The sequence below is a fragment of the Accumulibacter sp. genome, from assembly GCF_029255145.1.
Lineage (GTDB): Bacteria > Pseudomonadota > Gammaproteobacteria > Burkholderiales > Rhodocyclaceae > Accumulibacter.
In genome coordinates this window covers 1-22,052 of the sequence record NZ_JAPUVQ010000113.1, presented here as the reverse complement: position 1 = coordinate 22,052, position 22,052 = coordinate 1, and the positions used below count along the sequence as shown (strand labels likewise).

The following is a 22,052-nucleotide window of genomic DNA, read 5'->3' as shown; positions in this document are numbered from 1 at the left end:
GCCAGGGCCGGCTGTGCGGGCAAGCTCCTTCAGCCGGCGGTCGCCGCCACGATCGCTTGTCGGCTCTGCAGCCAGGCGGTGAAATCGCGACCGAGTTCGGGGTGGGTTTGCCCGAGGACGACGCAGGCCTGCATCAGCCCCAGTTTGCTGCCACAGTCGTAGCGGGTGCCGTGGTAGCGATAGGCCAGCACCTGTTCGGTGTTGAGCAGCGCGGCGATGCCGTCGGTCAGCTGGATCTCGCCGCCGGCCCCGCGCGGTTGCACCCGGATCAGGTCGAAGATCGCCGGCGTAAGGATGTAGCGGCCGGCGACCGCCAGGTTGGACGGTGCGACTTCTGGCCGGGGCTTTTCGACCAGGCCATTGATGGCCAGCAGATCGGCGGTCAGCGGGTCGCCCTTGACGATCCCGTAGCGATGCGTTTGGTTCTTCGGCACTTCCTGGATGGCCAGGATGCTGCACTGGCGTTCGGCGAAAATTTCGGTCATCTGCTGCATGATCGGCGGCTCGCCGATCATCAGATCGTCGGCCAGCAGGACGGCAAAGGGCTCGCCGCGCACCAGTCGTTCGGCACACAGTACCGCGTGGCCGAGGCCGAGCGCGCGGGGCTGGCGGATATACACGCAATCCATGTCCTCTGGTTTGATCGACTGGACCAGCGCCATCAGCTCGGCCTTGCCGCCCGCGACGAGTTCGGCTTCCAGCTCGCAGGCAGTATCGAAATGGTCTTCGATGGCCCGCTTGTTGCGGCCGGTGACAAAGATCATCTCGCGAATTCCGGCGGCGTAGGCTTCTTCAACCGCGTATTGAATCAGCGGCTTGTCTACCACCGCCAGCATTTCCTTGGGGCTGGCCTTGGTCGCCGGCAGGAAGCGCGTTCCGAGACCGGCGACCGGGAAGACCGCCTTCTGAATCGGTGCGTCGGATCTCTTTCCAGTCATCATCCAGTTCCAGTCATCATCCAGTCCAGTTTGCGTGGGACCGCCAGCCTTCGGGGGAGCTTAGTGCGGCGCAACGGCCGGCCGGGCCCTTCCGGCGTCATGGCCGAGCACCGGGTATTGTAGCGCGCGGGACGCCCTGGGGGTGTCCAGGCCGCGAATCACGGATAATGGGCCGTGCGCTACCCTGCCGGCCGCCGGGCGGCGAGCAGCACAGCCTGGCGCCAGCTGATGAAGGTGATGGAGGTGATTGAGCCGATGAGCACGATGGCGCCGATCGAGTCGCTGCCCCTCGACCTGGCGGGTTTGCTGGCGGTTGCCGCAGGCGTCGGCTGGGCGTCGGGAATCCGCCTGTACGCCACGCTGTTTGTCGTTGGCCTGGCCGGCCGCCTGCACTGGGTGACGCTGCCGGATGGCCTGCGGGTGCTCGAACACCCGTGGGTCCTGGCGGCGGCAGGCCTGATGGTGCTGGTCGAGTTCCTGGCCGACAAGCTGCCGATCGTCGATTCGGCCTGGGACAGCGTGCACAGCTTGATCCGCATCCCGGCTGGCGCGGCGCTGGCGGCGATGGCTTTTGGCGGGCAGGGCGTCGAGTGGCAGACGGCGATGGCCATCGTCGGCGGCAGCCTGGCGGCCGGCGCGCATCTGGCCAAGGCGGGAACGCGGCTGGCGATCAATCTGTCGCCCGAGCCGTTCAGCAATCTGGTCGCGTCGCTGGGCGAGGATTCACTGGTGCTGCTGGGGCTGTGGTTGATGTTTGCGCACCCCTGGCTGCTGCTCGCCTTCCTGTCGCTGTTCGTTGCCACTCTGGTCTGGCTGCTGCCGAAGCTGTATCGGCTGCTGGTCGGGCGTCGGCCGGTGCATCGCTGAGCGCCGAAGCCGATCACGGCCTGGCCAGGGCGATGCGCTCGCCGGTCCATGCCATGCCGCTGAGCACCGCCAGCACCGAAGCGATCGCCAGCGCGACGCAGATCACCCGGTATAGCCGGGGGCGGCCGGCGCGGTCGGCGATGGCCAGAATGTGCAGGGCGCCCCAGGTGACCGCCAGGCCAATCAGCAGCGGAACGCCGAGCACCTGCCACTCGACACCGCTCAGTGACCCCATGCGGTTCTCGCGCCAGGGGACGGCGAGGAAGACGCCGAAGGTCCAGAACAGTGCGATGCTGCCGCAGGCACAGATTGCGGCGACGCCGCGGGTGATCCAGTTCTCCATTGCCAGTCCTCGCCTGCCTGCTGGGTTGATTACGGGTGGGTGCTGATCGGTGCGCGCTCGGCGACCCGGTACCTCGGTCAATAGATGAAGCGGTCGCGCAGCCCGTCGAGATTCAGCTGGTGCAGGATCTGTTCGAGTCGGGCAGTGGCGTTGCGGCGCGGCTGACCGGTGTGCCTGGCGACGATCAGTTCGTTCTTCAGCGAGTGCTCCCAGCCGACCAGTTCGGTGACCTGCAGCTGATAGCCGCGCGCTTCGAGTTGCAGGCAGCGTAACGCGTTGGTCAGCTGGCTGCCGAATTCGCGGGTGTGCAGCGGATGCCGCCAGATCTCGGACAGCGGCGTCCTGGCGAAGGACTCGTTCTTCTTGCTGCGCAGCTGTGCGGCAACCTCGGCCTGGCAGCAGGGGACCAGAACGATGAACCTCGCCTGCTTGTGGAAGGCGAAGCGGATCGCGTCGTCGGTGGCGGTGTCGCAGGCGTGCAATGCGGTGACCAGGTCGATCTGCGCGGGCAGCGCCGGCGAATCAATGGCGTTCTCGACGCACAGATTGAGGAAGGACATGCGGGCGAAGCCCAGCCGGCTGGCCAGATCGCGCGCGTTGTCTACCAGCTCCGGGCGCGTCTCGATGCCGTAGATGTGCCCGTCGTCCCGGCTCTTGAAGAACAGGTCGTAGAGGATGAAGCCGAGGTAGGACTTGCCCGCGCCATGGTCGGCCAGGGTCAGCGTGCCGTTGGTGGCGACCAGCTCGGCGAGCAGCGGCTCGATGAAATGGAACAGGTGATTGACCTGCTTCAGCTTGCGCCGGCTGTCCTGGTTGAGCTTGCCGTCGCGGGTCAGGATGTGCAGTGCCTGGAGCAGTTCGAGCGACTGTCCGGGCCTGATTTCGGGGATCGGCGGCAAATTTGTCCTGAAGTTGATGGCGACTGGACCAGCATTCTAGCGCTTCAGGCCTTGCTGCGGCCGTCTTGGCTCCTGCATGAGACGCTGCCATGGGGCAGAGAGTGTCAAGCAGTGGGATAATGCGCGATCTTACCCTTTGTCGGACTTTGCATGGCCATCCAGTGGTATCCCGGTCACATGAACTCGGCGCGCTTGAAAGTCGCCGAGACGATGGCGTCGATCGACGTGGTCATCGAGCTGCTCGATGCGCGCCTGCCCGAGGCCAGCACCAATCCAATGGTCCGCGACCTCCGCCTGCAGCGGCAGCGGCCATGCCTGAAGGTGCTCAACAAGGCCGATCTGGCCGATCCGCAGGTGACCCGGGCGTGGATCGACCACTACAACCGGCAGGATGGCGTCCGCGCCGTCGCCCTGTCGTGCCGCAGGCCTGGCGACGTGACGCGCCTGCCGACCTTGTGCCAGATCCTGGCGCCGCATCGCAATGATAACGTCAAGCCCTTGCGGATGCTGATCATGGGCATTCCGAACGTCGGCAAGTCGACGCTGATGAATGTCCTGCTCAAGCGCAAGATTGCCAAGGTCGGCGACGAGCCCGCGGTGACCCGCTCGCAGCAGACCTCGCAGCTCGATATCCGGCATTCGATCACCGACACCCCGGGGCTGCTGTGGCCGAAGATCGCCTATCCGAGCGACGGCATGATGCTCGCTGCCAGCAACGCCGTCGGGCGCAACGCGATGATCGACGAAGAGGTGGCGACTTTTCTCGCCGGGCTGCTGCTGTTGCGCTACCCGGCGCTGCTCGCCAGTCGTTATGGCGTTCCGGCCGATGAACTGGCGGCTCTCGACGCGGTGGGCGTCATCGACCGGATCGCCAGGCGTCGCGGCCTGCGCCGGCGCGGCGGCGACGCCGACCTGGAGAAAGCGGCGAAGGTCCTGCTGCAGGATTACCGGGACGGCGTCCTCGGCCGGATCAGCCTGGAGACGCCGGACACGCGCGCCGTCATGCTGGCCAGCGAGGCGGCGAAGCAGCTGCCGCCGGATCGGCCGGAAGGAGGCGCCGACGCGCCCGCACCGGCTGGCACGGGCAGCGACGAGCAAGCGGCAGCGGTGCCTGGCGCCTTGGCGCCCGACACCTCGCCGCCGCTCGCCAACCGTTGCTAATCGGCGCTGGCCGGCGCACTCCCCGCTGATGGTTGGTCGGTCGCCCCGCATGGCCAGCACCTCCTTACCTCGTCGCACCCATTCCTGATGTTCGGTTTCTTGCCCGCGCCACTGATTGGACTGATTGCCGCCGCATTGCTGGCGGTCAACACGCTGTGGTGGGTGCCGATCCTGCTGCTGCTGGCGATCGTCAAGCTGCTCCTGCCGGTCAGGGCGCTGCGCCGGCGGCTCGACCCGGCGCTGGTTCGTGTTGCCGAGGCCTGGATCGCGTGCAACAGCGGCTGGATGCGGCTCACCCAGAAATGTCACTGGGACGTCGAGGGGATCGACGGGCTCGATCCGCGTGGCTGGTATCTGGTCAATGGCAACCACCAGTCGTGGGTTGACATCCTGGTCTTGCAGCACCTGCTGAACCAGCGCATTCCCTTGCTCAAGTTCTTTCTCAAACAGCAGCTGGTCTGGGTGCCGGTGATCGGGCTGGCCTGGTGGGCGCTCGACTTTCCGTTCATGCGCCGGCATGGCGAGGAAGTGCTCAAGAAGCACCCGGAGTTACGCAGCCGGGACCAGGAGGCGACGCGCAGGGCCTGCGAGAAGTTTGCGCTGATCCCGACCAGCGTCGTGAACTTCAGCGAGGGGACGCGCTTCACGCCAGCCAAGCAGCAGCGACAGCAGTCGCCCTATCGGCACCTGTTGCGACCAAAAGCAGGTGGTATTGCGATGGCCTTGAGCGTGCTGGGCGACAAGTTCCGGGCGATCCTCGATGTGACCATCGTCTATCCCGGCGGCGCGCCCGATTTCTGGCAGTTTCTCTGCGGCAGGATGACTCTGGTCCAGGTTCGCGTGCGCAGCCTGCCGGTGCCCAGGCATCTGGCGAGCGGCGACTACGCCAGTGATCCGGCCGTTCGCGAAGCGTTCCAGCAATGGCTGCAGCAGATCTGGCACGACAAGGACAAGCAGATCGACAGCCTGCTGGCCAGTCGGCGGCGGTGAACGGCTCTGCCCCCGATCGGCCGCCGCTGCGCAGCTTCGGTGGTCTCGACGTATCATCGCCATCTTTGATCTCAGGCTGTCGGTTCACCCCGACGGCAGAGGATGCGGCCAGCGATGCCAGCGCTTCAGATCGTCCATAGCAAGCTTCACCGTCCCCCCGTCGTCGGCGATTTCGTCGACCGCGGCGAGCTGCTGCGTCTGCTCGAAGTGGGCAGCCAGCTGCCACTGACCCTGCTGTCGGCGCCGCCAGGTTACGGCAAGACGTCGCTGGTCGCGCACTGGCTCGATGGCTACGCGGGCCAGGGCCACCGGTGCGCCTGGCTGTCGCTTGACCCGACCGACAGCGATCCGCTGGTTTTCTTGCGCTACTTCGTGGCCGCGGTGCGGACCGCGATGGCCGACGCCTGCCGCGAGACGCTGGATGCCCTGGAGGAGGCGCCGCCGCCGTCGCTGGAGTTCCTGGCCGGCAGCCTGAGCAACGATCTAGACGCTCTGCCGACACCGCTGGTGCTGGTCCTCGACGACTACCAGCGCATCGACTCGCCGGCGACGCACGCGCTTATCGACCGCCTGCTGGCGCGTCCGGCCAGCCATCTGCACCTGGTGATCGTCAGTCGCCACGAACCGGCCCTGGCGCTTGCCGCCTCGCGCGTTCGCCAGGCAATGATCGAGATCCGGGCGCCGCAGCTGCAATTCTCCGACCAGGACAGCGCGACACTGATCGAGCGCTGCGTCGGTCGCGCGGTGCCGCCGGCGGCGCTGGCGCAACTGGCCAGCAGCACCGAGGGCTGGCCGGCCGGCATTCGCCTGGCAGCGCTGGCCTTGACGTCCGGCCACGGCGACGACGTCGCTCTGGCAGCCAGCGCTTTCAGCGGTGCCACACCGCAAGTGCGGCAGTATTTCATCGAGGAAGTGCTCTCGCAGCAGTCCGATGCGATGCGTGACGGGCTGCTCAGGACGGCAATTCTCGACCGTTTCTGTGCCCCCTTGTGCGCCGCGCTTTTCGGTTCCAGTGCGGCCGCCGCCGAGGCGTGTCCCGGGGAGGCCTTCGTCCAGTTCGCGACCACCGGTGCCGCGCTCTGTAGCGCGATCGACGAGCGACACCAGTGGTATCGCTACCAGCGCCTTTTCCGGCAGTTCCTGCAGCGGCAACTCGGCATCGAGCGTACCGCCGACGAGATCGCCGAGCTGCATCGACGAGCGGCCGCCTGGTTCGAGACCCAGGCCGTGCCCGAAGACGCGATTCCCCACCTGCTGGCCGCCGCCGGGGCGGCCGCTGCCGGGCAGTTGCTGGTACGCCAGCAGCAGTGGCTGCTCGACCGCCAGCAGCGGCGGCGGCTTGCGCATTGCTTGCGGCTGTTGCCGCCAGACAGCGTTGAGAACGATCCCGAAGTGCTGCTGCTGAAGGCCTGGTTGATGCACCACCAGGGTCGTCATATCGAGACGCCCGCGGTTCTCGACCGGATCGAGGCGCTGCTTGGAACCGATCCCCCCCAGCCGGCGGCGCAGCGTCTCGAGGATTTGCGTGGTGGCATCCTGTCGCTGCGCAGCGTCCAGGACTACTTGCACGGCCGCGCCGAAGTCGCCGGAGCGGCTGCCGAGCAGGCTCTGCAGCAGCTCTCCGAGGAGGCCACGCACGCGCGGGTCAACGCCCTGACGGTGCTCGCGCTGAGTCGGCAAATGAACGGTCAACTGGAAGCGGCGCGGCAGGGCATTCAGCAGGCCCTGACACGCGCCGCAGGGCCGATCGATCGCTGCCAGGCGCCGTTGGTGGCGACCCTGTGCTTCATCGACTGGGTGGCCGCAGACCTGTCGGCGCTGCAGTGGACGGCCAGGCAGAATTACCAGCAGGGCGACGGCAGCGCCGACTGCGCAGGAAACTCGGCGCTTGGCTCTTACTTCCTTGGTCTGGTTCAGTATCAGCGCAACGAACTGCTGCCGGCCGAGGCGACGCTGGCGCCCGCGCTTGCCGCACGCGCGGCGCCGCCCCTTGGCTATCGGACCGAGATCTCGTTCGCCCTGGCCGCGGTCTATCAGGCGCTGGGGCAGGCGGACCGGGCGTGCGCCATCGTCGAGACGGTATGCGAGCATCTGTCGCGCAAAGGCGATTCGCCGGCTTTGTTTCGCGCCCTGGCCTTCCGGGCCGAGATCGCGCTGCGCCAGGGGCGCGTCAGCGAGGCCATGGAGTGGGCACGCAATTTCGATCCGGGCCCGGTGCGCTTCGTTTATCGCTTTTTCAGCGCGCCGCACCTGACGCTGGTTCGGACCTGGATCGCCGAGGGCAGTGCCGAGAGCCGCGAGCAGGCGGCTCGTCTGCTGCAGCTGCTGGAAGCCGAGATGCAATCCAGGCACAACCTTCGCTTCCTGATCGAGGTGCTCGCCCTGCAGGCCTTGCTGCAGGTGGCTCAAGGTCACGACGCGGTTGCCGGCGATGTGCTCGGTCGTGCTGTAGCGCTGGCCCGGCCCGCCGGGTTCATCAGGCTGTTCGTCGACCTCGGGAGCGAACTTGCAAAGCCCCTGAAGCGCCTGCTTGCCGATCCGGCGAATGCGCGCTACGTCGGCCAGATCCTCGCGGCGCTGAGCGACGAATGGTTGGTGACTGCTGGTCGGCAGCAGGTGGGAGCGGATCTCACGCGGCGCGAACTGAAGATCCTCAAGCTGCTCGCGGGTCGCTTGAGCAACGTCGAGATTTCGCAGGAACTGTGCATCTCGCGCGCAACCGTCAAGCGGCATACGCAGAACATCTACCGCAAGCTGCGCGCCTCGAGTCGCGGCGAAGCGGTGACCAGGGCCCGCACCCTCAAGGTTCTTTCCGACGGCTGATCCGTGGTCGGTGGGCTGGTTGTCTGAATGGTGGTGGAGTATCGCGATCCCCTTTTCTGGCGGGCATTTCCCGCGCCGTGGGGTGCGTCGCGGGAGGTCTTTTTCTGGCGCTTTGCCGCTCGGCCGCGGGCTTTCATTGACCTGCGTCAGGAAATCGCCAGAGATGTAAAAAATGGCCCGTTTTATGGCCCTTCGCAGCACTTCTTTTGGCTGGTCCTGCTTTTTTGTAGTGGCATAATTGCCGCCTATGCAAACTTACCTCAAGAACCCGTTTTCGGAGGCTGCTTCGACGTCCGTGCCACTGGGCCGGGTGGTCGCCGTTGTTTCGCAAAAAGGCGGTGCCGGCAAGACCACGGTCGCCATGCAACTCGGCGGCGGCTTCCATGCCCGCGGCGCGTCGGTCTTGCTGGTCGACCTCGACCCCCAGGAAAGCGCCTTTCGCTGGGCCGAATCGGCGCCGCTGCTCGATTCGGACTTGCAGTTGGACGTTCGCAAGATGTCTGGGCTCGAGCTGATCAAGCACGTCGGCGAGTTGCAACGGGAAGCTGATTACGTCGTTCTCGATACTCCGCCGTCGATCTACCATCCATCGACGCTGGCGGCGCTGGCGGTGGCGCATCTGGCGCTGATCCCGGCGGTGCCCAGCCCGACCGATCTGTGGTCGACGCTTGCTGTCGAGCGGCTGATCCTGAATCGCATGGAGCACAGCCATCGCCTGCATGGCTGCATTCTTCCCAACCGCGTACAGAACACGGCTCTGGCTACGGATGTGCTTGAACTGCTACATGAATTTACCTTGCCAATTCTCGATGCTATGCTCTGCCAGCGCAACGCTTATGCACAGAGTGCGGTCATCGGAGGATCCGTTTTTCAGCTGGGTTCCGGCGCTGAAGCCGCACAGAAAGAGGTTCGTAAGCTGGTCGCAGCCGTTCTTAAACAATTGGGAGAAGATTGATGACCACACCCACGACTACCAGCAGTAACAAGACCGCCCTGCGGGCCAGCCTGAAGAAGGAGGACGACTCGCTGGCCGATCGGCTGGTGGCTGCCGACGCACCGCTTGTCGCCACACCCGAGACCGAAGCTCCCGATGTTGCCGCCGCCGAAAGCGCCCAGGTGACGACGCCGGCGCGCAAGGTCGCGGCGAGGTCCACCGCCAGGCCGGTTGCCGCGGCGAAGGCCGATCAGCCGACGCCAGCGGCCAGTGCCCGACCGGTGCGCGGCAAAGCAGCTGCCCCAGCCGAGGAGGGGCCGCTGGAACAGCTGGAGAAGCTGGAGAAGGTGGTCAAGCAGAAGCGTGACAAACTGGTTCGCTACTCGGTCGATCTGTTGAAGAGCGAGGAAGCGGCAATCGATGCCTTGCGCGACGAGTTGGCCAGGGCTGCGGGCTGGGTAGCGAGCAAGTCCGATATCGTGCGCGCTGGCATTCGCGTCTTTGCCGAGCAGAAGCTGGAGCAGATGCAGGACTTGCTTGGTTCGCTGGCGACGACCGCGAAGAGCAAGGGTGGCACGCCGGGAACCAAAGGCAAGAAGGGCAGGAAAGGAAAAAAGAAGGGCTGATCGAAGCCGATCAGCCATCACGGGCAATGAATACCCTGGAGTTCTCGCCGTCATGGCGGAGGACTCCCGGCCGAGGGAGTCGGCCATGGACTATTCATTGTCCGTTTTTTTGTGGGTGTAGCAAGGGTGCCGGGGTTGCTCGGCGTTGAAGGTCTAACGGGCAGTCGCTCGCGAGAGCGCAATCGCATGGGGGGGTTTTATGTTTAGTAGTCTAATGCCGCAGCGCAGGGAATTTTTTGAACTTCTTGCTGCGCACTCGGAACAGGTGGTGGCGGGGGCAAACGCGACCTTGCGTCTGATCAATGGTTTGGGGGACGCCGGGGTCGACCTATCTGCGCTGGTGGCGGAAGTCAATCAGCACGAGCAACAGGGCGACGAGATCAAGGCCAAGGTGATCGGGAGGCTGCACCAGTCGTTCACGACGCCGATCAACCGCGACCAGATCCACGCGCTGATCACCGATCTCGACACCACGCTGAATGTCCTGCAGAGCGTTGCCAATGCGGTAGGCATGTACAGCATCACGCAGTCTACGGTTGAAGCGCGCGAAATGGCCTCCTTGAGCGCCGACGCCTGCATGCGCCTGGACCGCGCCGTCGCCGCGCTCGGTGACAAGGCGCGCGGAGCGGAAATGCTCAGTTTGTGCAAGGAGATCGAGGACATCGAATCGAAGGCCGACAAGGTGCAGCACCGGGCGATCACCGCCTTGTTCCAGGATGGCGCCAACATCTGGCAGACGATGAAGATGAAGGAGTTCTACTCGCTTCAGGAAACCGTTCTCGACTCTTGCCAGGAAGCGGCCAAGATGATCGAAGAGATCCTGATCGAAAACTCCTGAGAGGTAGCCCAAAATGGAAGGCCTAAATATGAGCATCTGGACGCTGGGGCTGCTGATAGCAGTGGCTTTGGCGTTCGACTTCATGAACGGGTTTCACGATGGCGCCAACTCGATCTCGACGATCGTTGCGACCGGTGCCCTGACCCCGAAACAGGCGGTGTTGTTCGCCGCTTTCTTCAACTTTGCCGCGCTGTGGGTGTTTCAGCTCAAGGTCGCGGCGACAATCGGCAAGGGCACGGTCGACCCGAGCTTCGTCGACTACTACGTGATCTTCGGGGCCTTGATGGGGGCATTGATCTGGAACATCATCACCTGGTATTACGGCATTCCGTCGTCGTCGTCGCACGCGCTGGTCGGTGGTCTGGTCGGAGCGACGGTGGCCAAGGCGGGTTCGGGGGCGCCAATCGTCTGGGAGGGTTTCGGCAAGATCCTCGCTTTCATCATCATTTCGCCAGTGGTGGGGGTGATCATCGGTGGGCTGCTGATGGTGCTGGTTGCCTGGATCTTTCGCGGTACCTCGCCGTATCAGGCCGGGAAGTTCTTCAAGGGCGGGCAGCTGTTCGCCGCTGCGGCCTACAGTCTGGGCCACGGCGGTAACGACGCGCAGAAGACGATCGGCATCATCTGGCTGCTGATGATCACCGCCGGGGTGGCGACCAAGGATGTGGCAACGCTGCCGACCTGGGTGATCTACTCGTGCTATTTCGCGATTGCCTGGGGAACGTATCTGGGTGGCTGGCGAATCGTCAAGACGATGGGGACCAAGATCACCAAGCTCAATGCGGTCAGCGGTTCGTGTGCTTCGATGGGTGGCGCGATCACCCTGGGACTGGCCACCCTCGGCGGCATTCCGGTGTCGACGACGCATACCATCACCGGCGCGATCATCGGTGTCGGTGCGGCGACCGACGTCAAGGCCGTGCGTTGGGCGATCACTGCCAACCTGCTGGTCGCGTGGGTGCTGACGATTCCCGCTTCGGGACTGATTGCGGCGATCTTCTGGTACATCGGGACCAAGTTCCTGTAGGCCCGGATCTCGCCGTTCGCAGCAACGGACGCCCCACCGCGTAGGGGCGTCCGCTTCAACCAGTCACCACTCGTTACAAGTGCTTCAACCGGATATTGAGGGAGTTTTTATGTTACCGAAGCGGACCGAATTTTTTGAGCTTCTCGCGGCACACAGCGAGCGTGTTCTGGCCGGTGCCAACGCCATGCTGCGCCTGGTTACCAGTCTGGGGGTCAGCAAGCAGGATGTTGCCGCACTGATCGAGGAAATCAACATGAACGAGGCGAGTGCGGAGCAGATCAAGGCCGCGCTGCTGACGATGCTGCACAAGTCCTTCGTCACGCCGCTCAACCGTGACCAGGTCTACGCGCTGACCATGGACATCGACAACGTGATGGATGCGGTACAGGATGTCGCCCAGGCGGTCAGCATCTATAACATAAGCGAGTCGAATACCGAGTCGCACGAGCTGGCATCGATGACGGTCGACGCCTGCATGCGCCTGACTCGCGCGATCGTTTCGCTGAAGGAACGGGAGCGCAGCCAGGAGACTGTGAACCTCTGTGTCGAAATCGAGCGCATCGAAGAGAAAGCGGTCGCGGTCATTTACAGGGCGATCAAGAGCTTGTTCGCGACCGAAGGGGACGAGGCGGCGGCGCTGCGGGCGATGCGGATGCGGCAGTTCTACGCCCTGCAGGAGAAGGTACTGCGGGCCAGCAAGAAATCGGCCCAGACCGTCGAAGAGATCCTGCTCCAGAATGCGTGAGAGGTAACCGCGTGCGGAAGGCCCGAACAGCAGCGCTGGTGGTTGATGTCGACGCTGTTCGGGCCGGTTGTGCAATTCGACGTCACGGGCGGCTGGTATCGGTATCGCTGCGCGACCGCGGCTGCGGGCTGCGCAATCGGCGCTGTTCGGCTGTTCGCAAGCCTGTGGCGTTGACGGCGGCCGCGACGCGCCTGGCAGGGCCTAGCGTACGAAGGCGTACGAACTTGCCGCCGTCCGCCTTCGTACCCCTCACTTGACCAGAGTAACGGGCAGGTCGCTGAGGTGCAGGACGCGGCTGCTTACCGACCCGAGCATCATGCTTGATACCGCGCCCAGGCCACGGGTGCCCATGACGATGCCGTCGCAACCGTGTTCCCGGGCGACCCTGGCGATGGTTTCCGCGGCCGGCCCGATCTCCACCTGCGGCGTGAAGCGCACGCCAGCGGCCTTCAGCACCTCCCGGTCGTGCTGCAGGACATCGCCGCCTCGACTTTCCTCGATCGCCTCGACCTCCTCTTTTCTTAGCACACGGCGAACCTTCCAATCCTCGACTTCGGGCTGGACGTTCAGCAGGACGGCTTCCATCGACGGGTACAGGCGGGCCAGCGCCGCGATGTGGCGAACGGCGCGGTGGGCGGCAGCGGAACCATCTACGGGGACAAGAGCCTTGCGCATGGCGAATTTCTCCGGCGAAGTAGTACGCGATGAAACCAGTTCGGATGACGCCAGCGACGCCAGACTATCCCCGAAATGACCTGCTTGACTGGGCACAAACTAACCGGCAAGGTTACCATAGTGCCGTTATCACTAGGGGAGTTTTCTGATGTACAGCATAGTCCGCGGTCCTCCGGTCAGCCGCCTGTTGGCGCTCGGTGCGCTGCTCTTCTTCGCGTCGCCGGCGCTGGCCGCGGACGGCCCGGAAGTGTTTGGCATTCCGGTGGATTTCATCCTGTTCGGAGCCACGTTGCTGGCCGTTGCCCTGTTCCATCATTACGTCCTGCAGGTCGCGCTGACCGGACTGGTGGTGATCTCCGCGTACAAGATCGCGTTCACCGGCTTCAAGACCGGCGACGGGTTCGGCGGGTTCGCAGCCCACATGGGACACGAATGGGTACTGCTGGTCAATCTGCTCTGCCTGCTGGTCGGCTTCGCTCTGCTGGCGCGTCATTTCGAGGACAGCGGTGCTCCTGAAGTCCTGCCGAGGCTGCTGCCGCAAGGCTGGCTCGGTCCCTTCGTGCTGCTGCTGATCATCTGGGTCCTCTCGGGCTTTCTGGACAATATCGCGGCGGCATTGATCGGCGGCACCATCGCCGCCGGCGTCTTCAAACGCCGACTGCACGCCGGCTATCTGGCCGCCATTGTGGCCGCTTCGAATGCCGGTGGCGCCGGCAGTGTGGTTGGCGACACGACCACGACCATGATCTGGATCGCCGGCATCAGTCCGCTGCAGGTCATGCCTGCCTATATCGCGTCTGCCGTGGCGCTGGTGGTGTTCGCCATACCGGCGTCTCTGCAGCAGCATCGTTACCAGCCGATCATTCGCGACCTGCACACGGCCCATCGCATCGACTGGGCTCGGCTCGGCGTCGTCGCTTTCATGCTGGTCGCCGCCGTCGCCACCAACGTCACGGTTAATCTCACCTTCGCGGCCTACGCCGACGATTTCCCGTTTTTTGGCGTCGCGGTGTGGGTTGCCCTGCTGCTCGCCTTGCCGGTTCGCAAGCCCGAGTGGAGCTTGCTCCCGGATGCCGTCAAGGGTTCCGTTTTTCTGCTGTCTTTGGTCGCTTGCGCGTCGATGATGCCGGTCGAGAAGCTGCCGCTCGCTTCCTGGCAGACGACGCTTGGCCTTGGCTTCGTTTCGGCGGTTTTCGACAACATCCCACTCACCGCTCTGGCTCTCAAACAGGGCGGTTATGACTGGGATTTTCTCGCCTTTGCGGTGGGTTACGGTGGCTCGATGCTGTGGTTCGGCTCCTCGGCGGGGGTGGCGTTGGCCAATCTGTTCCCGGAAGCGAAGTCGGTCGGCCGGTGGCTGCTGTACGGCTGGCACATCCCGATCGCCTACCTCGCTGGCTTCTTTGCGCTGTTGTTGATCGTTGGCTGGGCTCCCCGGGCGGCCGGCTAGGCGCGGCGGCGGCGCGGGGTGAGCTGGGATCGGCGCTTGGGCCAGCACAGCCCGGCATCCACAAGTTTTGCTACTGATGATTCATTGGCGGGATGATTGATCATGGAACGTTTCGTAATCGGCCGGGAAGAAAGACGGCGGCGCTGGATCAATGTCGGCTGGGGCCTGTTGTTCAGCGGCGCGATCGTGGTCGCCGTCGGTCTCGAGCACCAGCAGGACCCGGAGCGCTACGGAAGCGTCCTGCTGTGGTCGGTGGCGTCGATCCTGGCGGTGGCGAATCTTGCCAATCTGGTATTCTTTCTGCGCTATCTGCGCTTGATTGGCGACCACTGCCTGGAGGTGTTGCCGGCCAAACCGAAGGTGCGGGGCGAAGCGGCGGAGCCTGGCAAGCTGAGATTCTTTTCGGCCGGGAAATGGACCGAACTGGAGCTTGAGCAGGTGACGGCGATACGCCTGTTTACTCGCTGGGGCAAGCTGCGGCATGTCCAGTTGTTGCTGAGCAACAATCGCGGCATTCGCCTCGAGGGTTATCAGGATCTACCGCGCCTGGCGGAGACCCTGCAGACGGCTCTCCCCGGGAAGCTGATCTCGTGACGCTCAATGGCCGGCGGCGCAGCAATCAGCGACCGGCGGATTGGCGTGCGATCATCGCCCGCTGAGGCGGCGTGGCTGGCGCCGCCGAGGGCAGCGCTACGGAGCTGGGCGCGCCCTGATCACGACATGCTGACCGCGCTGTCGGCAGCGCGTGGCTTCCGTACCTATCGTAAAACGACCTGGCGTGGGGGCGCGCAAACCAACCGAGAGTAGTGCTGAGCGCTTACATTAGGCTTGCATGAAATTCAGATCGGTGTTGACATTTCGCCGCATTGGCGTGCTCGGCGCGGGCCTTCAGCGAAGTAGGGTCCAGCACCGGGCTGGTCGGCGTAATTTCACGTCACGCCAGAAAAAATTCGCATTTTCTGGTACTTGCGCCACAAAATCGTGCCCGGCGGCGCCCCTCGCGATTTCTTTTGGACTACAATTTGCAAAGCCTTCAGGGCTCGGCATGTGGTGACGTGAGGAGGTCGTGCGGGCCTTTCTTGTGTTTCTAAAGCGAGTCTTTTCAGTTTTCGTTCAGTTGTTTTCAGTTTCTCTCACCACCCATAGCGGAGGACAAATGTTATCCACCAATCCGATTGCGGCTCTGTTTGGCAAATCGCCGTTCAAGCCGATGCAACAACACATGCGCATCGTCACCGAGTGCGTCGCGGAGGTGCCGGGACTGTTCAGCGCCGTCATCGAGCAAGACTGGGCGCAAGTCGAAGCGCAGAAGGACAAGATTTTTGTCAAGGAAGGCGAAGCCGACGCGCTCAAGAACGACCTGCGCGACCATTTGCCGAGGAGCATGCTGCTGGCGGTTGACCGGCGGGACCTGTTGGAGCTTCTGGCGATGCAGGACGCGATCGCCGACACCGCGCAGGACATCGCCGGCCTGCTGGTCGAACGTAAGATGGAAGTGCCGCCGGGGATGGCCGAGCCGCTGATGCGATTCGTGGCCCGTTGCGTCGAGACCTGCGAACAGGCGCACAAGATCATTGAGGAACTCGACGAACTGCTTGAGACGGGTTTCCGCGGTCGTGACGTCGACCGGGTCAACGCGATGGTTCTGGAACTGGGCCAGATGGAAAGTGATACCGATCTGATGGGCATCGCCCTCAGCGGCATCCTTTTCGCCCAGGAAGACAGCATCAAGCCGGTGTCGGTGATGTTCTGGTACCAATTGATCCAGTGGGTGGGCAATCTGGCCGATAACGCGGAGAAGGTCGGTGACCGGTTGCGTCTGCTGATCGCCCGCTGAGCAGCAGAAGCCAAGAGGGTGGGCAAACCCCTTTGGCAGCCCGGTGTTCCCGATCCTGGGCGTGCGCTTCGTGTGTCACCAAGAAACTATCTTTATAGGGTGCAAGATGGAAATTATTGAGCAGCATCAAACGATCTTCTTAATCCTGGCCTATACCTTTGGCCTGTACATGACCTGGGGAATTGGCGCCAACGACGTCGCCAACGCCATGGGTACTTCGGTCGGTTCGGGGGCGCTTACCGTCAAGCAGGCCATCGTCCTGGCCGGCATCATGGAGTTCGCCGGCGCCTATCTGGCTGGCGGCGGCGTCGCCTCGACGATCTCGAAGGGCATTATCGATGGCAAGGTGTTCGAGCCGGTACCGGAGCTGCTGATGCTCGGCATGTTGGCCGCGTTGCTGGCCGCTGGACTCTGGCTGATGGTCGCCACCATGCGCGGCTGGCCGGTGTCAACGACGCACTCGATCATCGGCGCCGTCGTCGGCGTCGGTGTCGCGGCGGTCGGCATGGAAGCGGTGCAGTGGGACAAAATGGGTGAAATCGTCGCCAGCTGGTTCGTGTCGCCAGTGCTCGGCGGCTTCTTCGCCCTGCTGCTGACCTTGAGTATCCGCAAGCTGATCCTCAATACCGAAGACCCGATCAGCCAGGCGCGCAAGTGGGGGCCGATGTACGCTTTCCTGGTTGGCTGGCTGGTGTCGCTGGTGACCATCACCAAGGGTCTCAAGCACATCAAGATCCATCTCGGTGCCACCGAGGGCCAGGTCCTGGCGGTGGTGATCGGCGTCGGGCTGGCAATCGTTGCCAAGATGATGATGAACCGCATCAAGACCGATGAACGCGCGGACAAGGACTTCCATTACGCCAGCGTCGAGAAGCTGTTCATTCCGCTGATGGTGTTTACCGGTGCGGCAATGGCCTTCGCGCACGGTTCGAACGACGTCGCCAACGGCATTGGCCCGATGGCCGCGGTGGTTCAGCTGATCGAGACCAAGGCGGTGTCGGCGAAATCGGCGGTGACGCCGTTCATGTTGTTCGTTGGCGGCATCGGTATCGTCGTCGGTCTGGCGACCTATGGCTACAAGGTGATGGCGACCATCGGCAACAAGATCACCGAGCTGACGCCGACCCGTGGTTATTGCGCGACCATCGCCGCGTCGTTCGTGGTGGTGCTCGCTTCCGGGCTGGGATTGCCGGTATCGACCACTCATATCGCGGTCGGTGCGGTGATGGGCGTCGGCCTGGCGCGCGGTATCGGTGCGCTCGATCTGCGGGTGATCGGCGGAATCATTCTCTCATGGTTCATCACCGTGCCGGTCGGGGCGATTCTGGCGGCAATAATCTTCTATATCCTGCGAGCGATTTTCATTTAGGCTAACGGAAAATCGCCCCACCAGGCGGCGCCTCCTCGCGGGGTGCCGCTTTTTCCGTTTCTGAGCAAGTGAGCCTTTTGAGCCATGCCGGATCTGCCTACCCAAGTCGTAGACGCCTTGCAGCGCTTCAAGGGAGTCGCATTTCCAGGCGACATCCGGTTCCGCCAGATCCTGGTTACCGGCCCCCCGGGCGCCGGCAAGAGCACCCTGATCAGGCGCCTCGGCGGCTGGTCCGAGGAGGGCTACCTGGATATTAGCCGGAAGCATTGGTGGCGAGCCGAAATGCTCTCGATGAGGCCGCGCGAGATTCATCTGGGCCTTCCATTCGTTGGTCTGACCAACGCGATGGCGGTCTTCGATCCGCAGTTTCTCGACCATGACCCCTTGCCGCAGGTCGATTTTGCGCGTATCGCTTTGCCGCCCCAGCAGCTTTTCTTCCTTTCTGTCGACTGGTATCGACGCTACGTTTTCGAGTTTCTCGTGCCACCTCCGGAGTTGGTCTTCGAGCGGCGCAGGGAGCGCGCGCGGCACAGCACACACCCGGTGGATGCACAGCTGAGCCTGGCGATCTGTACAGCGCAGACGGCGGTATTCCGTCAGGTGGCAGAGTATCTGCACGAGAAGGGCTTTTACGTGTATGTCCGCGAGGGGATCGAAAACCCTCCGCGGCGCTTTGTCGATCGTTCCGGAATAGCGGTGACCACCACCCGTCGTCGCCGCCGGATCACCTTTTTGAGTGTTCTGGCGCGGCTGAAAGCGATTTCGGCGCGCCTGGGCTTTGGCGTCGGCCGTCACCTCAGGTTGCGCGACGCGTATCGTCTCGGCGACACCAAAGTGCGGGTCACGCTCGAAGGGCGGCCAATCGAGATTACCCTCGGTCTGGGCGACAAACGGCTGCGGCTTTATCCCGAGACACGAATGGACCGCAACGGCAAAGCGGTCAAGCTGGGCAGTTTCGTCGTCATTGATCCCGATACCCACCTTCGCCAGCTCGGGGGTTTTCTGCGACTGACCCCGAAGAGCTGGCTGGTCCTGGGTTCTGACGACCCGGTACAGCAAGCGATATTCCATTATCCGCCGGCCGTCGATGGCCATCACCTAGCCTTGATCTACGGCCGCGACGGCCTGGTGTTTCGCAACCTGAGCGACGCGGGTACGACCATTGCGCCAGTCGTTGAAGAGGCCAAGGTGGTCCGCTTGAACCGCTTGCGGCGGTTGCGCACGCTTGGTCAGTCACGAGACTCGGGCGTCGCCGTCAGCCCGCCGCTCGACGACAGCACGGCGCTTCGGATCAGTCGCTTGCGGCGGCTGCGGGCGATTTTCGGTGGGCCGGTCGAGCTGCCGCCAAAGGAAGAAGCCCTGGAACTTATCGAGCAGATCAATCGCCTGATGCTCACCGAGATCTATCGCCCCAGGGACGATCGAGGCTTGCCCGGCGGACTGTTGGTGCTGCCGCGGTCCTTGACGCCGATCGTGCTCGCCGACCTGCATGCGCAGATTGACAATCTGCTGACCGTGTTGACCCAGAACGCCTTCCTCGAAGCGTTGGAGGACGGTAGCGCCGCCCTGATAATCCTCGGTGACGCCGTGCATTGTGAGGCGGACGGCCAGCTCAGGGCGATGGAAAGCTCGATGTTGCTGATGGATCTCATCTTCCGGCTCAAGCTGCGCTTTCCCGAGCAGATATTCTATGTTCGTGGCAACCATGACTCGTTTTCCGAGGACATCGCCAAGGAAGGCGTTCCGCAGGGCCTGCTATGGGCCAGGGAGTTGAGCGAAATCCGCGGCGCGGTCTATCAGAAGGCAATGCGCGAGTTCTACGGATTGCTACCCTACGTCGTCATTTCCCCGGACTTCCTCGCGTGCCATGCCGCAGCACCAAAGACCAAGGTCAGCAAGAAGATGCTGATAAACATCCATCAGCACCCTGAGCTGATCCCGCAATTGATCAGCAATCGCCTGCAACGCGCCAACCGGCCTCAGGGCTACAGCCGGGGCGATGTCCGGCACTTTCGCAAGCGTCTCAACCTTGACCCGGAGACCCCCTTCATCGTCGGCCACACGCCGATCGACCGGGAGAATACCCTGTGGCAGAACGTCGATGGCATCGACAACCACCACGTCCTGTTCAGCGCCAATCCCCAGCTGGTCGGTGTGTTTACTCGCCTTGGCGAGACGATGCTGCCGCTGACCTATCCGGTGGACGAATTGACGCCGATTCTCAACGCGCTGGAAGCCGAGCCGCAGGCTCAGATAGCCACCACGGAACTTCCCCGCGAGGCCGCCGGCGGGGGCGGCCAGGAGTCGGCGGCGTCACCCACCCGGAAATGGCGGATTGGCGGGTAGAGCGTTTTGTCGGCGGGTCACGGCCGCAAGCGAACGCTGAAGTCAGCCGCGCTCTGGCCGCCACCCTGGCCTTGGCGACTTCATGCTTCGGAGGAGTGAATTTTGGAAGACCGCGTTTCCGAGCTTGAAGTCAGGATCACTCTTGCCGAGGATCTGGTGGAAGAGCTCAATCTGACTGTCTATCGACAACAGCAGCAGATCGACTTGTTGCAGCAGCAACTGCGCCATCTCTACCGGCACCTGCAGGAGGCGCCGACAACCGTCGACAAGAGCAACCCGCGCGACGACATTCCGCCGCATTACTGAGTAGGGACGACACCCGTTGCTGGGTCTTCCGGCGCCGGCACAGGCCATGTCTTTCGGTCGCCTTCGTCACCGCGGGATATTGCTGACGAGCACGCGCGTCCTTTCTTCACCGCGGGGGCGCTGACCATTTTTGTTCCGGATTCCTGTCAACCGCTGCCGCCAGCGAGCGTTATGCGCACCATGGGTAGGAAGCAAACAAGAACCTTCGACAGGAGAAAAGAAATGGGAAGCCTGAGCACAGAGTCGTATGAGCAGTTCCTTGATTCACTAAAGCAGGCTGGTGTCGAGATCAGCAATGAGCGCGAGCTGCGTGAGCGTCTGGCCGAGGCCCAGCGCTGGCGTTTCGCTTTCGCCACCCTGGCCGCCAACGGTCGACAGTTGGGGATTCGCTTCCAGGACGCCGGATGTAGTGTAAACAACGCGGATATCCACCGCGCCTTCGCCCGTTTCCAGATCCCTGAAAATCTGGAAACCACCTTCGCCGCCAGCCTGCGGGCTGATCACTGATCGCTGGCTGCGCCTACAAGCGGAGACGACCAGCATCTCCGCGACCGCCGATCCCTGGGTGACTCCGGGGTATCGGGGAACCCAGATGACCGCCTTGACGCGGGCCTCGTTCAGGGTCCAGCGCCGGCAGAGTCGGCGCCAACGAGGTGTGTCAGAGTGGTCCTTGTTTCACGCTTGATCGACGTGGTGCGTGGACTCCTTCACTCTTGTTGGACGACGACTTCACGGTGAGTCATAATGTCGCCATGAACGAGTCCCCTCCCCAGGATCCGCGCCGTCGGCTCCGCGAACTTCTCTCCGTCCCCGAGCGCGATCGCACTGATCCGCAATGGGATGAAATCATCGAGCTCGAGATCACCTTGGCTCCGGGGAACCGCGAGTCCGAGCGGCCTTCGGACCGGCAGCCCGGGCAGCAGGATCGGCGCCAGGCTGCCACGACTCCGGGGCGTCGGCCGGAGCCGCGCAAGACCGGGCCCAGGCCGGTTGGACCACGTCCGGACCAGCGACCGCCGGCGGTCAGACCCGACCCCGGCTCTGAAGGGTCGGCTGACGTGCGCGGCCCGGATTCCAGGGCGATTCCCAAGCGACATGGTCGGCGGCCCAGGCGCCCACCGGAGGCCCCCAGCGACAGCTGAATCAGCTCCTTCGACGGATTCCGGATGCTGCTCGCGGTGAATTTGACCCACGGGCCGACGTGCCACCTTGGGGCCGCGCGGCAAGGGCTCCCATCTACCTCCTATGGGGCCGCTCCCCCTGGGCCGGGCCGGGCCCCCGATCCGGCGGGGTCGCTATCGTGCGCTCGTTGTTCCGGGTCGCGCAGGATCAGAGTCGGCGAGGCAGCGAACTGCGGAAAAACGTCGCCATCGGCGTTTCGATCCAGATCCGGTCGGCGTAGGTCCAGAGTTCGTACGGTGTGTCGCCCACGTGGTTAGCGTCGCGGTCGAATCCTTCATAGTCGTCCCAGTAGTTGCCACGCCATTCGTTGTGGTCCAGTTGGCCGCTTCGCCAACCAGTGCTTGCCAGAGATCGTGCTCGAAGCGGTTGCCCAGGACGAGATGACCGCCTTTCTCGCCATAGAAGCTGACGCCGGTGAAATTGTGTGCAATACGATTGTCGATCACCGGAATGCGATTGATCGCGTACATCGGCGAGTCGGACATCAGACCGACGGCGCAGTGAATGATTTCGTTTCCTTGAATCAGCGTGGTGCCGCTTTCCTTTAAACCTATTTTCCTGTGCGCCGTGCTAAGGCGCTGTTTTCCAGCGGGTGCGAATCCCGCCCGGCAACTTTCGCTCCGGCCGGTAGCAACTGGAGCAGTCGTGGAGGTAACGAAGCGGCTGAAGCCTCCGGTATAGAGGGTTCTTTAAGGA

At 63.6% G+C, this 22,052-nt stretch carries 21 protein-coding genes; 17 read left to right on the top strand and 4 right to left on the bottom strand.

Annotation, left to right across the window (positions count from 1 at the left end):
* Positions 1-29: 29 nt before the first annotated feature.
* A complete protein-coding gene (gene galU, locus Q1L50_RS12330; protein ID WP_300339183.1) occupies positions 30-938 on the bottom strand; it encodes a UTP--glucose-1-phosphate uridylyltransferase GalU in 909 nt (302 codons plus the stop codon).
* A 174-nt stretch (positions 939-1,112) separates the two neighbouring features.
* Here galU and Q1L50_RS12325 point away from each other — a divergent pair, with 174 nt between their 5' ends.
* A complete protein-coding gene (locus Q1L50_RS12325; RefSeq protein ID WP_366145235.1) occupies positions 1,113-1,805 on the top strand; it encodes a DUF4126 domain-containing protein in 693 nt (230 codons plus the stop codon).
* A 13-nt stretch (positions 1,806-1,818) separates the two neighbouring features.
* Here the strand turns inward: Q1L50_RS12325 and Q1L50_RS12320 are convergent, their stop codons facing one another.
* Together Q1L50_RS12320 and Q1L50_RS12315 are read right to left on the bottom strand one after the other, a co-directional pair.
* The gene (locus Q1L50_RS12320; RefSeq protein ID WP_300339181.1) at positions 1,819-2,148 is read right to left on the bottom strand and encodes a hypothetical protein; all 330 of its coding nucleotides are present in this window, start codon (positions 2,146-2,148) and stop codon (positions 1,819-1,821) included.
* Positions 2,149-2,225: 77 nt separating this feature from the next.
* Positions 2,226-3,047: an SAM-dependent methyltransferase gene (locus tag Q1L50_RS12315; protein WP_300339179.1), complete on the bottom strand. Its 822-nt coding sequence runs from the start codon at positions 3,045-3,047 to the stop codon at positions 2,226-2,228.
* A 150-nt stretch (positions 3,048-3,197) separates the two neighbouring features.
* On the opposite strand from Q1L50_RS12315, the gene ylqF reads away from it, so the two are divergent.
* The 8 genes from ylqF (at position 3,198) to Q1L50_RS12275 (ending at position 12,191) form a co-directional block, all read left to right on the top strand.
* On the top strand, positions 3,198-4,208 hold the full coding sequence (ylqF, locus tag Q1L50_RS12310; RefSeq protein ID WP_300339177.1) for a ribosome biogenesis GTPase YlqF: 1,011 nt from the start codon (positions 3,198-3,200) through the stop codon (positions 4,206-4,208).
* 87 nt (positions 4,209-4,295) lie between these two features.
* Positions 4,296-5,198 carry an acyltransferase gene (locus tag Q1L50_RS12305; RefSeq protein WP_300339175.1) on the top strand — a complete coding sequence of 301 codons (903 nt, stop codon included), beginning with the start codon at positions 4,296-4,298 and terminating at the stop codon, positions 5,196-5,198.
* Between the two features lie 114 nt (positions 5,199-5,312).
* Complete coding sequence (locus Q1L50_RS12300) at positions 5,313-8,021, top strand: LuxR C-terminal-related transcriptional regulator (RefSeq protein WP_300339173.1); 2,709 nt, start codon at positions 5,313-5,315, stop codon at positions 8,019-8,021.
* A 247-nt stretch (positions 8,022-8,268) separates the two neighbouring features.
* A complete protein-coding gene (gene parA / locus Q1L50_RS12295; RefSeq protein WP_366145234.1) occupies positions 8,269-8,976 on the top strand; it encodes a ParA family partition ATPase in 708 nt (235 codons plus the stop codon).
* Entirely contained in the window at positions 8,976-9,581 is a 606-nt protein-coding gene (locus Q1L50_RS12290; RefSeq protein ID WP_300339171.1) for a hypothetical protein, read from the top strand. The genes parA and Q1L50_RS12290 overlap by 1 nt, the downstream gene beginning before the upstream one ends.
* A 199-nt stretch (positions 9,582-9,780) precedes the next feature.
* A complete protein-coding gene (locus Q1L50_RS12285; RefSeq protein ID WP_300339169.1) occupies positions 9,781-10,419 on the top strand; it encodes a DUF47 family protein in 639 nt (212 codons plus the stop codon).
* A 13-nt stretch (positions 10,420-10,432) separates the two neighbouring features.
* Positions 10,433-11,446, top strand: a complete 1,014-nt coding sequence (locus Q1L50_RS12280) for an inorganic phosphate transporter (protein ID WP_300339166.1) — start codon at positions 10,433-10,435, stop codon at positions 11,444-11,446.
* A 109-nt stretch (positions 11,447-11,555) separates the two neighbouring features.
* Positions 11,556-12,191 carry a DUF47 family protein gene (locus Q1L50_RS12275; protein WP_300339164.1) on the top strand — a complete coding sequence of 212 codons (636 nt, stop codon included), beginning with the start codon at positions 11,556-11,558 and terminating at the stop codon, positions 12,189-12,191.
* Positions 12,192-12,440: 249 nt separating this feature from the next.
* Here the strand turns inward: Q1L50_RS12275 and Q1L50_RS12270 are convergent, their stop codons facing one another.
* On the bottom strand, positions 12,441-12,866 hold the full coding sequence (locus tag Q1L50_RS12270) for a universal stress protein (RefSeq protein WP_300339162.1): 426 nt from the start codon (positions 12,864-12,866) through the stop codon (positions 12,441-12,443).
* Between the two features lie 148 nt (positions 12,867-13,014).
* On the opposite strand from Q1L50_RS12270, the gene Q1L50_RS12265 reads away from it, so the two are divergent.
* The 8 genes from Q1L50_RS12265 (at position 13,015) to Q1L50_RS12230 (ending at position 21,904) form a co-directional block, all read left to right on the top strand.
* Positions 13,015-14,316, top strand: coding sequence for a citrate transporter (locus Q1L50_RS12265; protein WP_300339161.1), 1,302 nt, complete (start codon positions 13,015-13,017; stop codon positions 14,314-14,316).
* Between the two features lie 102 nt (positions 14,317-14,418).
* Positions 14,419-14,910, top strand: coding sequence for a hypothetical protein (locus Q1L50_RS12260; protein ID WP_300339159.1), 492 nt, complete (start codon positions 14,419-14,421; stop codon positions 14,908-14,910).
* A gap of 562 nt (positions 14,911-15,472) precedes the next feature.
* Entirely contained in the window at positions 15,473-16,153 is a 681-nt protein-coding gene (locus tag Q1L50_RS12255) for a TIGR00153 family protein (protein WP_300339158.1), read from the top strand.
* A 106-nt stretch (positions 16,154-16,259) separates the two neighbouring features.
* Complete coding sequence (locus Q1L50_RS12250) at positions 16,260-17,522, top strand: inorganic phosphate transporter (RefSeq protein WP_300339156.1); 1,263 nt, start codon at positions 16,260-16,262, stop codon at positions 17,520-17,522.
* Between the two features lie 84 nt (positions 17,523-17,606).
* The gene (locus Q1L50_RS12245) at positions 17,607-19,868 is read left to right on the top strand and encodes a metallophosphoesterase (RefSeq protein ID WP_300339155.1); all 2,262 of its coding nucleotides are present in this window, start codon (positions 17,607-17,609) and stop codon (positions 19,866-19,868) included.
* Between the two features lie 102 nt (positions 19,869-19,970).
* A complete protein-coding gene (locus Q1L50_RS12240; RefSeq protein ID WP_300339153.1) occupies positions 19,971-20,174 on the top strand; it encodes a SlyX family protein in 204 nt (67 codons plus the stop codon).
* A 222-nt stretch (positions 20,175-20,396) separates the two neighbouring features.
* Entirely contained in the window at positions 20,397-20,681 is a 285-nt protein-coding gene (locus Q1L50_RS12235) for a hypothetical protein (protein WP_300339151.1), read from the top strand.
* Between the two features lie 1,016 nt (positions 20,682-21,697).
* The gene (locus Q1L50_RS12230) at positions 21,698-21,904 is read left to right on the top strand and encodes a hypothetical protein (RefSeq protein ID WP_300339149.1); all 207 of its coding nucleotides are present in this window, start codon (positions 21,698-21,700) and stop codon (positions 21,902-21,904) included.
* Positions 21,905-22,052: the final 148 nt, after the last annotated feature.